Here is a 13,597-nt window from a genome sequence, read left to right as displayed (position 1 = left end):
GCGCCGGTGCCGCAGCGACATGACGCCTTCACCGCATGTCACCACAGCCACTTGACAACCTGATTGGGAATCAGTGGCCACGCTGAAGATCCTTAGTGAACCCGGGGGCTCGGCCGGAGGCCCCCGCGCCCCTTAATACTGAAGTACGCCCCCGTAAGACCTGAGCGGTACGGTCTCCTCACGCCGATGAGGAGAGTGAACGTGAGCAACTTCGTGCGGCCCGCAGCCGAGGGAGCCGACCCCTTCGGCACCGCCAGGCTGCGGCGCGGCGTCCTGGACGCCTGGGCCACCAGCCCCGCCCGGTTCCGGGAGGACGCGAACGCCGAGGAAGACCTCGTACTCGGGGGCTACCGGGACCGCCTCGTCGTCGAACTCGCCCAGAACGCCGCCGACGCCGCCGCGCGCGCGGGGGTGCCGGGACGGCTCCGCCTCACGCTTCGCGAGAACGTCCTCGTCGCCGCCAACACGGGCGCCCCCCTGGACGCGGCCGGAGTCGAGTCGCTCGCGACACTCAGGGCCTCGGCCAAGAGAGACACCCTCTCGGTCGGCCGCTTCGGCGTCGGCTTCGCGGCCGTCCTCTCCGTCACCGACGAGCCGGCGGTCGTCGGACGGCACGGCGGCGTCCGCTGGTCCCTCGCGGAGGCCCGCGAACTCGCCGCCGAGACGGCCCGGCACAGCCCCGGCCTGGGCGACGAGCTCCGCCGCCGCGACGGCCACGTACCCGTACTACGCCTGCCGTACGCCGCCGAGGGCACCGCCCCCGACTCCTACGACACGGCCGTGATCCTCCCCCTACGGGACGCGGCGGCGGCCGACCTCGCCGAGCGCCTCCTCGACGCCGTGGACGACAGCCTGCTCCTGACCCTGACCGGGCTGGACGAGGTCGTCGTCGAGGTGGGCGGCGCCCCCGCCCGCACTCTGTGGCGCCGCACGGACGGCCCCCTCACGGTCGTGGAGGACTCCCGCGACGGCACGACGACCTGGCGCACCCTCTCCGCGCACGGCGAGACCGAGCCCGGCCTCCTCGCCGACCGCCCGGTGGAAGAGCGCCTGCGCCCGCACTGGTCCCTGACCTGGGCCGTACCCGTAGACCCCCAAGGGCTACCCGTACGACCCCGGACCGCTCCCGTCCTGCACGCCCCCACCCCCAGCGACGAACCCCTAGGGGTCCCCGCCCTCCTCATCGCCTCGTTCCCCCTCGACACCACCCGCCGCCACGCCGCCCCCGGCCCGCTGACCGACTTCCTGGTCCAGCGTGCGGCCGACGCCTACGCCGAGTTCCTCGCGGCCTGGCGCCCGGTGGACGCGGCCGTCATCGACCTCGTCCCGGGCCCGCTCGGCAAGGGCGAACTGGACGGCGCCCTGCGTCAGGCCGTCCTGGAGCGCCTTCCCCGCACCGCGTTCCTGCCGCCCGCCGCGACGGCCCAGGCCGCCCCCGGCTCCCGGCCCGGCGAGACCTCCGGCCCCGCCTTCGGCATCGCGGAAAGCCTCCACACCGGCACCGGCACCAGCACCGGTCCCTCCGAGGTACTACCCCTCCCGGGTGACGACCTGGGAGCTACCTCCGAAGAGTTGCCCGAAGCCCTCCGCCCCCGGGACGCCGAACTCGTCGAGGGCGCCGGCGCCGACACTGTACGGGTCCTCGCCGAAGTCCTCCCCACCCTCCTGCCCGCCGGACTGGAACGCCGCGTCGAACTCCGCACCCTCGGCGTCCCCCGCGTCCCCCTCGCGGACGTCATCGACCGCCTCGCCGGTCTGGAGAAGGACCCGGAGTGGTGGTACCGGCTGTACGACAGCCTCGCGGGCGTCGACCCCGACCGCCTCTCGGGGCTACCCGTACCCCTCGCGGACGGCCGCACCACCATCGGCCCCCGCCAGACCCTCCTCCCCCTCCCCGACACGGCGACCGGCACCGACCCCGAGATCCTCGCCCGCCTCGGCCTCAAGGTCGCCCACGAGGACGCCGCCCACCCCCTCCTGGAGAAGCTCGGCGCCCTCCCGGCGACCCCCCGGGCCGTCCTCACCACCCCCCAGGTCCGCGCGGCCGTCGCCGCCTCCCTGGACGACGACGGCGGCGCGTGGGACGAAGACGCCCCGGACGCCGAGGAGCTGGCGGACACCGTCCTCGCCCTCGTCCGCGCGGCCGGACTCGCCCCCGGCGACGAACCCTGGCTCGGCGCCCTCGCCCTGCCCGACGAGGACGGCGAACTCGTCCCCGCCGGTGAACTCGTCCTCCCCGGCAGCCCGTTCGCCTCCGTCATCCGCCCGGACGAACTCGCCGAGGTCGACCGCGAGTTGGCCGACAAGTGGGGCGAACAGCCGCTCACCGCCTGCGGGGTGCTGGCCAACTTCGCCCTGGTCCGCGCCACCGACATCGTCCTCGACCCCGACGAACTGGAGCCCCGCGAGGGCGACTTCGCCGAACCCGACGACGCCGGACTGCTCGACGCCGTGGACGTCTGGGCCGAGGACATCCTCGACCGCTTCCCCGACTCGCCGGTCCCCCCGGTGGCCACCGAACTCGTCGCCGTCCGCGACCTCGACCTCGTCGACGACGACAAGTGGCCCCAGGCGCTCGCCCTGTTGGCGCAGCCGCCGCTGCGCGACGCCCTCGTCCAGCCGCTGCGCATCCTGCTGCCCGACGGCACCCACGAGATCGTCCGCCCGTACACGGCCTGGTGGCTGCGCGGGCATCCCGTCCTCGACGGCCGCCGCCCGGCCGGCCTCCTCGCGGCGGGCGGCGACCCGCTCCTGCGCGGGCTGTACGACGAGGCCGACGCGACCGGCTTCGACGACGAACAGGTCCTGCGCGCCCTGGGAGTGCGGACGTCGGTGTCCGCTCTCCTGGAGGAGCCGGGCGGCGCCGCCGAACTCCTGGAGCGCCTCGCCGACCCCGACCGTGAGGTCACCTCGCCCCAACTCCACGGCCTCTACAGCGCCTTGGCCGACCTCGACCCCGAACAGGTCACGCTGCCGGACGACTTGAGGGCGGTCGTGGACGGTTCGGTGGACGTCGTGGACGCGGCCGACGCCGTCGTCGTCGACTCCCCGGACCTCCTTCCCTTCACCGACGGCACCCCCCTGCTGCCCGTACGGCCCGCCAGGGCCGCCGAGTTGGCGGAGCTGTTCCAGGTGCGGCGGCTCAGCGAGTCCGTCACCGGCGAGGTCGACTCCGAGGGCGCCGAGCACGACGTCCCCGACTCGGTCGCCGTGCTCCTCGGCGCCCGTACCCCCAAGTCGTACGTGGAACACGACGAGTTGATCGTCGACGGCGTCGAGATCGACTGGCGGCTGACCGACGACGGGGTGCTGCACGCGGCGACCCTCGAAGGTGTCGCGGCCGGTCTCGCCTGGGCGGCCGGGCAGTGGCCCCGGCGGTTCGAGGTGGCGGCGCTGCTGGAAGACCCGTCCAGGACGGGAGAGTTGGCGCGGGACCGCTGGTTCGACTGAAACGTGATCTTCACGGCGTACGCGCAATCTCGTGGATATGTCCACGGATCGTGCAACCGTTCGACAGTCTCGTGAGTCTCAAGCACCGGATCGGCGATCACCGCCGATCCGGTGTACCCACAACTGGGGGGAATCACATGCGTTTTCGCGCCACCGTCGCCGTATCTCTCGGCGCTCTGGCCCTCACCGGGCTCGCCGTCCCCGCCGCGCACGCGGACGGCAGCTACGGCGACACCAAGATCACCAAGGTCGTCGTCGACGGTGACAACAAGGTGCAGGTCTCGACGTCCGGTGCCAAGACCATCACCGTCAGCGTGACCGCGACGGACAACTCCGGTATCGCCGGGGCGGACCCGTTCGAGCTGTACGGCCCCGACTACGGGCTCCTCACCACCGGCAAGCCCGTCTGCAAGGCGGCCAGCAAGACCACCTCCACCTGCACGGCCTCGGTGAAGATCGACCCGAGGACCGACCTGTTCACCAACAAGAACTCCGGTATCTGGTACGTCGACTCCTGGATCGACGCCAAGGACGACGACTTCGTCTGGAAGGAGAAGGCCGGGTCCTTCTGGTTCCAGCGTGCCGCGAAGCTCGCCGTCACCAACGCCACGCCCGAGCCGGTGAAGAAGGGCAAGACCCTCACCGTCCAGAGCAGCCTGTCCCGCGCCAACTGGGAGAACCTGAAGTTCGGCGGCTACGCGGGCGCTTCCGTCCAGCTCCAGTACCAGAAGAAGGGTGCCAAGACCTGGACCACCCTCAAGACGGTCAAGGCGGACAGCAAGGGCAACCTGAAGACGACCGTCAAGGCCACGGCCGACGGCTCGTACCGCTACAACTTCCCGGGTAACTCGACGACGGCCGCGGTCGCCTCCGGCGCCGACTACGTCGACGTGAAGTAGTACCCGTAGCGCAAACGTTTCACCAAAGACCTTCACACCCGTACAACCGTTCACAGGTACTACGGGTCCGACCCCTACGGGTCAACAGACTCGACGAACATTCATCCCACTGGGGAACGCACATGCGCATACGCGCCACTGCCACCGTCGCCGCCGTCCTGGGCGCCGTGGCTCTCTCCGCCCTCGCCGCGCCGGTCGCGCAGGCCGCTCCGGCCGCCGCTCCGAAGGTGACCTTCTCGAACGTCAAGATCGCCAAGGTCCTCGTGGTCGGAGCCTCCGGGAAGGCTTCCTTCCCCGTCACGTACACCGTGACCAAGCCCGCCGACCTGAGCGTGAACGCGCTCCAGACCGGCCCGGTGATCTACCGCGGCACGGCCATCACCAAGCCGACGGACCTCTTCATCAGCGAGGACCCCGGCACCTGCAAGGCCGCCTCCTCGACGGTCCTGAACTGCAAGGCCGCCCTGGTCTTCAACGTCACCGACGGTGACCTCACCAACGACGAGTCCGGCGCCTGGAAGGCCGGCGCGCTCGCCGTCATCTCCAAGCAGACCCCGATCTGGCAGGGCGACCTCGGCTCCACCAAGCTCCTGCGCCAGGCGAAGCTCACCACCGACGCGACCCCCGAGCCGGTGAAGAAGGGCAAGACCCTCACCGTCAAGGGCACGCTGACCCGCGCCAACTGGGAGACCAACAAGTACGCCGGCTACGGCGCGCAGACGGTCCAGCTCCAGTACAAGAAGGCCGGCGCGAAGACCTGGACGACCCTCAAGACCGTCAAGACGACGGCCAAGGGCACCCTGAGCACCACCGTCAAGGCGACCGCCGACGGGTACTACCGCTACAACTTCGTAGCCACGTCGACGACGGGCGCGGTCGCCTCCGCGGCCGACTACGTGGACGTCCGCTGAACCACGTACCTCAGCTGAACGACATCCCCTAGGGGGATGACGGAGCGCGGCACCCGCCAGGTGCCGCGCTCCTCGCGTACCCGGGTCAGTCCGCGAACCGCCGGTCCACCCACCGCCACGCGACCTCCAGCACCGCCGACGCCGCCACGGCGATCCCCACCGCGATCCACGGCATCGTCGACCCCACCAGCTTCAGCGCGAAGAAGTGCTGCAACCACGGCACCGCGAGCACGACGAGGAACGACAGCCCCATCGTCGCGACCAGCAGCACCCGCCACCACGTGTACGGCCGCGCCACGATCGCCAGCACCCACATCGACACCAGGAACAGCGTCAGCGTCGCCGCACTGGTCTCCGCGTCCAACGCGTCGGCCCCGGTGTAGTGGTGACGGGCGATCAGGTACGACGTGAAGGTCGCGACGGCCGCGATGACCCCGCCCGGGATCGAGTACCGCATCACGCGCCGCACGAAATGCGGCCTGGCCCGCTCGGTGTTGGGCGCGAGCGCGAGGAAAAACGCCGGGACACCGATCGTCAGCGTGGACAGCAGCGTCAAGTGCCGTGGCAGGAAGGGGTATTCGACCTGCCAGCAGACCACCAGCAGCGCGAGCAGCACCGAGTACACGGTCTTGACGAGAAACAGCGTCGCCACGCGCGTGATGTTCCCGATGACCCGGCGCCCCTCGGCGACCACCGAAGGCAGCGTCGCGAAGCTGTTGTTGAGCAGCACGATCTGCGCGACGGCCCGCGTCGCCTCGGACCCGGAGCCCATGGAGACGCCGATGTCCGCGTCCTTGAGCGCGAGGACGTCGTTCACGCCGTCCCCGGTCATCGCGACGGTGTGCCCCCGGGACTGCAACGCGGCCACCATGTCCCGCTTCTGCTGCGGGGTGACCCGCCCGAACACCGTCCCCTCGTCGAGGGCCTTCGCCATCTCCTCCTGGTCCGTGGGGAGTTGACGGGCGTCCACGGCCTTCCCGGAGAGGCCCAGCTTTCCGGCGACCGCGCCGACGGAGACCGCGTTGTCCCCGGAGATGACCTTCGCCCGCACGTTCTGGTCCGCGAAGTAGCGCAGGGTGTCCGCCGCGTCGGGCCGCAGCCGCTGCTCCAGGACGACGAGGGCGGCCGGGTCGATGCCGACGGCCACCTCGGGGTCGTCCAGAACACGGGCCGTACGCGCCAGCAGCAGGACCCGCAGGCCCTGTTCGTTCAGCCGCTCGGTCTCCGCGAGGGCGGGGGCGTTCGCCGCCAGCAGGACGTCCGGCGCCCCGAGCAGCCAGGTGCTCGACTCCCCGTCGGCCTCGCTGAAGCTCGCGCCGCTGTACTTGCGGGCCGAGGAGAAGGGCAGCGACTCCGTACACCGCCAGTCCTCCGCGTCGGGGTAGGCGTCGATGACGGCTTGCAGCGAGGCGTTCGGGCGCGGGTCCGACTCGCCGAGGGCGCCCAGGACTTGGCGGACGTACGACTCGGAGTAGCCGTCCAGGACGCGCAGTTCCGTGACGTCCATGCCGCCCTCGGTGAGGGTGCCGGTCTTGTCGAGGCAGACGGTGTCGACGCGGGCGAGGCCCTCGATGGCCGGCAACTCCTGGACGAGGCACTGCTGTCGGCCCAGCCGGATGACGCCGATCGCGAAGGCGACCGAGGTGAGCAGGACCAGCCCCTCGGGGACCATCGGGACGATGCCGCCGATCGTCCGGGCGACGGAGTCCTTGAAGTCGTTCTCCTTGACGACCAGTTGGGTGATGACGAGGCCGATCGCGGCCGGAACCATCATCCAGGTCACGTACTTGAGAATCGTCGAGATACCCGTGCGCAGCTCGGAGTGGACCAGCGTGAACCGGGAAGCTTCCTCGGCGAGTTGAGCGGCGTACGCCTCACGGCCGACCTTCGTCGCGCGGAAGGCGCCGCCGCCCGCCACCACGAAACTGCCCGACATCACCTGGTCGCCGGGGTGTTTGACGACCGGGTCGGCCTCGCCGGTGAGCAGCGACTCGTCGATCTCCAGGCCGTCGGACTCGACGCAGACGCCGTCCACGACGATCTTGTCGCCGGGCCCGGTCTCTATCAGGTCGTCGAGCACGATCTCCGAGGTGGCGACCTCGACCGCCGCCCCGTCCCGCCGGACCGTCGGCCGCGCCTCGCCGATCACCGCGAGGGAGTCCAGGGTCTTCTTGGCCCGCCACTCCTGGATGATGCCGATGCCGGTGTTCGCGAGGATCACGAACCCGAACAGCCCGTCCTGGATGGGCGCCACGATCAGGGTGATCACCCAGAGCACGCCGATGATCGCGTTGAACCGGGTGAAGACGTTCGCCCGGACGATCTCCCCGAACGTACGACTGCTGCGGACGGGGACGTCGTTGACCTCCCCGCGCGCGACGCGCTCGGCGACCTCGGCGGTGGTCAGTCCGCTCACGGGGAGCGCCGGGGCGGCGGGCGCGGCGTCAGCCGCATCGGTGTGGGCCATGCCAACGACGGTACGTGCGGATCGCCCGGTTCACCCGCTGAGGAGGCCGAAGATCCGACTCGGGTAGGAGGCGTGTAGTGCCCTGGTTGTAGGGGATGTCACCCAAGGGTTCAGCCTGTGGTACCCGTACTACTCGGAAGCCCCCGCCGCGGCCCCGGGCGCGGTCCCCGCCGCGGTGCCCGCGGCCGATTCCGCCGTCAGCGCCGCGTGCCGCTTGATCGCCGCGTCCCGCCGCCGGACGAGCCAGACGCCGAGCAGCCCGAGCCCGGTTCCCGCGAGGCACGTCCACACCCACCAGGCATGGCCGTGATCGTCGTACCACCCGTAGAACGGGAGCTGTACGAGGAAGAGGACGAACCACAGGATCGTGCCGACGGTGATGGTCGCGACCACGGGGCCCTCCAGGGGCTCCGGCGCCTCGTGCTTGGGGGTCCACTTCGCCATGGCCTTAGCTTACGAGGCGATTACATCTACGCGCGGAGATGGTTGTTTCCGTCGTCATATGTTCATACTGAAACCGATTACACGTGACCGCTTCTCTTCGTAGGAACCACCAAACGATGTCTACCCCGACCTCCGGCGCGCTCGACCGCTACTTCAGGATCTCCGAACGCGGCAGCACGCTGCCCCGGGAGATTCGGGGTGGTTTCGCCACCTTCTTCGCGATGGCGTACATCATCGTGCTCAATCCGATCATTCTCGGAAGCGCGAAGGACATGTACGGGCACCAGCTGGACAACGGTCAGCTCGTCACCGCGACCTGCCTGACCGCCGCTTTCACGACACTGCTGATGGGCGTCATCGGCAACGTCCCGATCGCGCTCGCCGCGGGCCTCGGCGTCAACTCGGTGGTCGCGCTCCAGCTCGCGCCCCGGATGTCCTGGCCGGACGCGATGGGCATGGTCGTCCTCGCCGGTCTGATCGTCATGCTGCTGGTGGCGACCGGCCTGCGCGAGCGGGTCATGAACGCGGTGCCGTTCGGGCTGCGCAAGGCGATCTCGATCGGTATCGGCCTGTTCATCATGCTGATCGGGCTGGTCGACTCCGGGTTCGTCACCCGTATCCCCGACGTCGCGCAGACGACCGTGCCGCTCCAGCTCGGCACCGGCGGGCACCTTACGGGATGGCCCGTACTGGTCTTCGTGCTCGGCGCGCTGCTCACCCTCGCCCTGATCGTCCGCAAGGTGCCGGGCGCGATCCTCATCTCCATCGTCGCCATGACCGTACTCGCGATGATCATCGAGGCGGTCGTACACGTGTCGTCCTGGGGTCTGACGACCCCGAAGTGGCCGGGCAACCCCGTCGCCACCCCCGACTTCGGGCTGATCGGCAAGGTCAGCCTTTTCGGTGGGTTCAGCGAGGTCGGCGTGCTGACCGGCATCCTCTTCGTCTTCACCGTCCTGCTGTCCTGCTTCTTCGACGCCATGGGCACGATCATGGGCGTCTCGGACGAGGCGAAGCTGACCGACGCGTCCGGTCAGATGCCGGGCATCAACAAGGTCCTGTTCGTCGACGGCATCGCCGTCGCCGCGGGTGGCGCCAGCTCCTCGTCGGCCACCACCTGCTTCGTCGAGTCCACCGCCGGGGTCGGCGAGGGGGCGCGGACCGGTTTCGCCAACATCGTCACCGGTGCGCTCTTCGCCGTCGCGCTGTTCCTCACGCCGGTCGCGACGATGGTGCCGTCGCAGGCCGCGACGCCCGCGCTGCTCGCGGTCGGGTTCCTGATCCTGGCGGGCTCGGTCAAGGAGATCGACTGGGCCGACCACACCATCGCGATCCCGGCCTTCATCACGATGGTGATGATGCCGTTCACGTACTCCATCACCAACGGCATCGGCATGGGCTTCATCGCCTTCGCCGTCCTGCGCCTGGCCGCGGGCCGGGGGCGGGAGGTGCCGGTGGCCATGTACGTGGTGTCCGCGGTGTTCGCGTTCTACTACCTGATGCCGGCCCTGGGTCTTACGTGAGGTAGGGGGGTGCTGCGGGTGGGGGCCGACGCAGGTCGCCACCCGTACGACCCGTAGTACTTCGGAGGGAGCGGGGCGCGGTCTCAGGTGAGCCCGTAGAACTTCTCCGTCTCCTCGACGGCGGCCTGGAACCGCTCGTCGAAGTCATCGCGCACGAGCGTCCGGACGACATAGTCCTGGACGCTCATTCCTCTTCTGGCGGCATGGTGCCGGAGCCGTTCGAGCAGTTCGTGGTCTATTCGCAGGCTGAGCACTGTGGTCCCCATGGGTACGAGGGTCGCGGCACGGTTCGGGGTGATGGGAGTGCTTCTGGGCCACTGTCACCCGTATGGGTGAAAAAATGCTGTGGGTGCGGCCAGTGGTGGGTATCACGGGCGATTCGGCGCGTCCCGCTGGTATTTAGCCAGAGTAATGAGTTAGGCTAAGAAACATGCCGGACCTCACCCGCGACGACGACGCTGCCGCCGTGAACGACCTCAGATCAGCCGTGATGCGGCTCTCCCGCAGGTTGAAGCACCAGCGGGTGGACGAGTCGCTGAGCCCGACCGAGATGTCGGTGCTCGGGACGCTGTCGCGCTGCGGCAGCGCCACACCCGGCGAGCTGGCCCGCAAGGAGCATGTCCAGCCGCCGTCCATGACCCGCATCGTGGCCCTTCTGGAGGCCAAGGGGCTGGTCAGCCTGGAGCCGCACCCCGAGGACCGGCGCCAGAAAGTAGTCAGCCAGACCGAGCAGGCGGAATCCATGCTGGAGCAGAGCCGCCGCAAGCGGAACGCGTTCCTGGCCGGTCTGGCGGAAGAGCTCGACGACGACGAGTGGGCGAAGCTCAAGGCCGCCGCCCCCGTGCTGGAGAAGCTCGCCCATCTGTAGGCAGCCACGAGGAGGCGAACCCTTTTGAGTTCGGGACCCGGAGCAGACTCCGCACCCGCACCGATCCGTACGACCCCGGAGGGACCCCCGGGGGATACCCGCAGTACCGGGGATACCCGTAGTACCGCCGAACCAGCCCGCAAGTCGTCGATGTTCAGTTCCCTGAAGGTCCGCAACTACCGGCTCTTCTTCGTCGGCCAGGTCGTCTCCAACATCGGCACCTGGATGCAGCGCATCGCCCAGGACTGGCTCGTCCTCAGCCTCACCGGCTCCGCGACCGCCGTCGGCGTCACCACCGCGCTCCAGTTCCTGCCGATGCTCCTCTTCGGCCTCTACGGCGGCGTCCTCGTCGACCGCTTCCCCAAACGCCCGACCCTGCTGGTCACGCAGACCGCGATGGGCGTCGCCGGGGTCGCGCTCGCCGCGCTCACCCTCTCCGGACACGTCCAGGTCTGGCACGTCTACGTCGCCGCCTTCGCCGTAGGGCTCGCGACCGTCGTCGACAACCCGGCGCGGCAGTCCTTCGTCTCCGAGATGGTCGGCCCGGACCAGTTGCAGAACGCGGTCAGCCTGAACTCCGCGAACTTCCAGTCCGCGCGGCTCGTCGGACCGGCCGTCGCCGGTCTGATGATCACCGGCGTCGGCACCGGCTGGGCCTTCCTCTTCAACGGGCTGTCCTTCGTCGCGCCGATCGCCGGACTGCTGCTGATGCGCGGGCGCGACCTGCACGCCGTCGAGCGCGCGCCGCGCGGGAAGGGGCAGTTGCGCGAGGGGCTGCACTACGTCGCCGGGCGGCCGGAGCTGATCTGGACGATCGCGCTGGTCGGGTTCATCGGCACGTTCGGGTTCAACTTCCCCGTCTATCTCTCGGCGTTCGCCGACGACGTCTTCCACGCGGGGGCCGGCGCGTACAGCCTCTTCAACACGCTGATGGCCGTCGGGTCGCTGGCCGGGGCGCTGCTCGCGGCGCGGCGGGGGACCTCGCGGACGCGGGTGCTGATCGGGGCGGCGATCGCCTTCGGGGCGGTCGAGACGGTGGCCGCGTTCGCGCCGTCGCTGTGGCTGTTCGCCCTGTTCATGGTGCCGATCGGGATGTTCGGGATGACCGTCAACGTCACGGCCAACACCGGGATTCAGCTCTCCACGGACCCCGCGATGCGGGGGCGGGTGATGGCGCTGTACATGATGGTGTTCCTCGGCGGGTCGCCCGTGGGGGCGCCGATCGCCGGGTGGGTCACCGACGCGTACGGGGTGCGGGCCGGGCTGGCCGCGGGGGGCGTGATCTCGTTGCTGGCCGCTGTGTCGATCGGGCTGGTGCTGACTCGGGTCGGCGGGTTCCGGCTGTCCGTCGGGTGGAACGGGGGGCATCCTCGGGTGCGGTTCGTTCCACGGGAGGGGCGGGGGCGTGCCGGGGCCGAGGCTGAGGCGGGGTTGGCTCGGGCGGCTTGAGCGGCTGGCTTGAGGGGGCGATTTGAGAAGGGCTCAGGTGGCTCGGGCAGGGGCTCGGGCGGCCTGGGCCGGGGGCTCGGGTGGCTTGGGTCGGTGGCTCGGGTGGCTTGAGGGGGTGCCCGTAGTACCCGTACATCTGGGGAGGGTTGGGCGTGGTGGTGTGGCTCTGGGGATGTACGGGGCGTAGGGGAGCGTTCAGAGGCGGCGTTCGAGGAGTTGGCCCGGCCAGGTCTCGTTCACGGTGAACGGGTGGGTCGGGGTGAAGCCGTTGGCCTCGTAGTAGGCGACCAGTCCGCGGTCGTCGCCGGCGTAGCAGTCGACCCGCAGAAGGGCGACGCCTGCCGCGCGGGTCGCCTCGGCGGCGTGGGTGAGGAGGGCGGCGCCGATGCCGTGGCCCTTGAAGCGGCGGTCGGAGGCGAGCCAGTGGATGTAGCGCTCGGGCTCACCGGGGGAGGGGAGGTGGGCGAGGTAGGCGCCGGGGGCGTCGGTGAGGGTCAGGGTCGCGGCCGGTACGCCGTCGGCCTCCGCGAGATACGTCGTCCCCTCGGCCATGTACCGGGTCACCGACTCGACCGTCCTCGGATTCTGAGACGGCGGCTCCACACCCCACTGGCCCGTACGACCCTGAGCGGTCAGCCACACCACGCAGCTGTCGAGCATCCCGAGTATGACGGGTATGTCCTCGGGGGCGCCTTCTCTGATCGCGATCTCCATGCCGCCCATCATGCCGGGCGGGACAATCCCCGGTATGAGACTCTTCGCCGCCGTGTTGCCACCGGACGACGTCCGTGCCGAACTCGACTCCGTGGTCGACGAGTTGCGTACGCTCCCCGGCGCGCGGGGGCTGCGGTGGACCGGGCGGGAGGGGTGGCACTTCACCCTCGCGTTCTACGGGGAGGTCGAGGACGGCGTCGTACCCGAACTGGCGGAGCGGCTGGCGGGGGTCGCCCGGGGGACCGCGCCTTTCCGGCTCGCCGTGCGCGGGGGTGGGGAGTTCGGCCGGGGGAAGGTGGTGTGGGCCGGGGCGTCCGGGGCGTCCGGGGAGGTCGGCAGGGAGGCTGGGGCGTTGCGGGCGCTCGCCGATCGGGCGGAGGCGGCGGGGCGGGAGGCCGGGGTGGAGATGGAGCACCGGAGGTACACCGCGCATCTGACGCTGGCGCGCAGCCGGGAGGGGGTGGAGCCGGGGCCGTACGTCGAGGTGCTCGACCGGTTCGCCGGGCGGGGGTGGGAGGTGGGGGAGCTGGCGCTCGTCCGCAGTGAGCTGCCGAGGTCCGGGGTGGCGGGGGAGGGGCCGCGTTATGAGGTGGCCGGGCGGTGGGCGCTCGGCGGGGGCGGTTAGGCTCGGTTGCGTGGACCCTAAAACCCGGAACCGGATCATGGCTGGTGCGCTTGTGCTGATGTTCGTCGTGGTGGCGATGGCGGCGGCATTGGGGAAGTAGTCGGTGGTGGAGGGGGTAGCGGTGCGTGGGGTGGGGGCGGGCGCCTGAGAGGCGCCCCCGAGGGGGTGGTCCCCCCGCGAGGGCTACCTCTCAGGTAGGGGTACCTGGAGGGCTACCTCTCAGGTGAGGGTGGCTTGAGGGCCGGCT

General features: G+C 70.4%; 11 protein-coding genes. 7 read left to right on the top strand and 4 right to left on the bottom strand.

Annotation, left to right across the window (positions count from 1 at the left end):
- Positions 1–201: 201 nt before the first annotated feature.
- The 3 genes from ABZX85_RS34390 (at position 202) to ABZX85_RS34380 (ending at position 5,260) form a co-directional block, all read left to right on the top strand.
- Complete coding sequence (locus ABZX85_RS34390) at positions 202–3,450, top strand: molecular chaperone Hsp90 (RefSeq protein WP_355877535.1); 3,249 nt, start codon at positions 202–204, stop codon at positions 3,448–3,450.
- A 137-nt stretch (positions 3,451–3,587) separates the two neighbouring features.
- A complete protein-coding gene (locus tag ABZX85_RS34385; protein ID WP_355877533.1) occupies positions 3,588–4,349 on the top strand; it encodes a calcium-binding protein in 762 nt (253 codons plus the stop codon).
- 122 nt (positions 4,350–4,471) lie between these two features.
- Entirely contained in the window at positions 4,472–5,260 is a 789-nt protein-coding gene (locus ABZX85_RS34380; protein WP_355877531.1) for a hypothetical protein, read from the top strand.
- An 85-nt stretch (positions 5,261–5,345) separates the two neighbouring features.
- Here ABZX85_RS34380 and ABZX85_RS34375 read toward each other — a convergent pair whose 3' ends face one another.
- Positions 5,346–7,727: a cation-translocating P-type ATPase gene (locus ABZX85_RS34375; protein WP_355877528.1), complete on the bottom strand. Its 2,382-nt coding sequence runs from the start codon at positions 7,725–7,727 to the stop codon at positions 5,346–5,348.
- Between the two features lie 129 nt (positions 7,728–7,856).
- Positions 7,857–8,171: a DUF2530 domain-containing protein gene (locus tag ABZX85_RS34370; protein WP_355877525.1), complete on the bottom strand. Its 315-nt coding sequence runs from the start codon at positions 8,169–8,171 to the stop codon at positions 7,857–7,859.
- Between the two features lie 116 nt (positions 8,172–8,287).
- On the opposite strand from ABZX85_RS34370, the gene ABZX85_RS34365 reads away from it, so the two are divergent.
- Positions 8,288–9,694 (top strand): NCS2 family permease, encoded by a 1,407-nt coding sequence (locus ABZX85_RS34365; RefSeq protein ID WP_355877522.1) that lies wholly within the window; start codon positions 8,288–8,290, stop codon positions 9,692–9,694.
- Positions 9,695–9,777: 83 nt separating this feature from the next.
- Here the strand turns inward: ABZX85_RS34365 and ABZX85_RS34360 are convergent, their stop codons facing one another.
- On the bottom strand, positions 9,778–9,960 hold the full coding sequence (locus ABZX85_RS34360) for a ribbon-helix-helix protein, CopG family (protein ID WP_055722695.1): 183 nt from the start codon (positions 9,958–9,960) through the stop codon (positions 9,778–9,780).
- Positions 9,961–10,124: 164 nt separating this feature from the next.
- Here ABZX85_RS34360 and ABZX85_RS34355 point away from each other — a divergent pair, with 164 nt between their 5' ends.
- Positions 10,125–10,562: a MarR family transcriptional regulator gene (locus ABZX85_RS34355; RefSeq protein ID WP_355877518.1), complete on the top strand. Its 438-nt coding sequence runs from the start codon at positions 10,125–10,127 to the stop codon at positions 10,560–10,562.
- Between the two features lie 150 nt (positions 10,563–10,712).
- On the top strand, positions 10,713–12,011 hold the full coding sequence (locus tag ABZX85_RS34350; RefSeq protein ID WP_355877515.1) for an MFS transporter: 1,299 nt from the start codon (positions 10,713–10,715) through the stop codon (positions 12,009–12,011).
- A gap of 195 nt (positions 12,012–12,206) precedes the next feature.
- Here the strand turns inward: ABZX85_RS34350 and ABZX85_RS34345 are convergent, their stop codons facing one another.
- Entirely contained in the window at positions 12,207–12,725 is a 519-nt protein-coding gene (locus tag ABZX85_RS34345; protein ID WP_355877512.1) for a GNAT family N-acetyltransferase, read from the bottom strand.
- Positions 12,726–12,759: 34 nt separating this feature from the next.
- Between ABZX85_RS34345 and thpR the strand changes: the two genes are divergently transcribed.
- Complete coding sequence (thpR, locus tag ABZX85_RS34340; protein WP_355877509.1) at positions 12,760–13,350, top strand: RNA 2',3'-cyclic phosphodiesterase; 591 nt, start codon at positions 12,760–12,762, stop codon at positions 13,348–13,350.
- Positions 13,351–13,597: the final 247 nt, after the last annotated feature.

The sequence above is a fragment of the Streptomyces sp. NPDC004539 genome (assembly GCF_040610055.1).
GTDB lineage: Bacteria > Actinomycetota > Actinomycetes > Streptomycetales > Streptomycetaceae > Streptomyces.
Note: the sequence above shows the minus strand (reverse complement) of the source record. Positions and strands in the feature narration are given on the sequence as shown.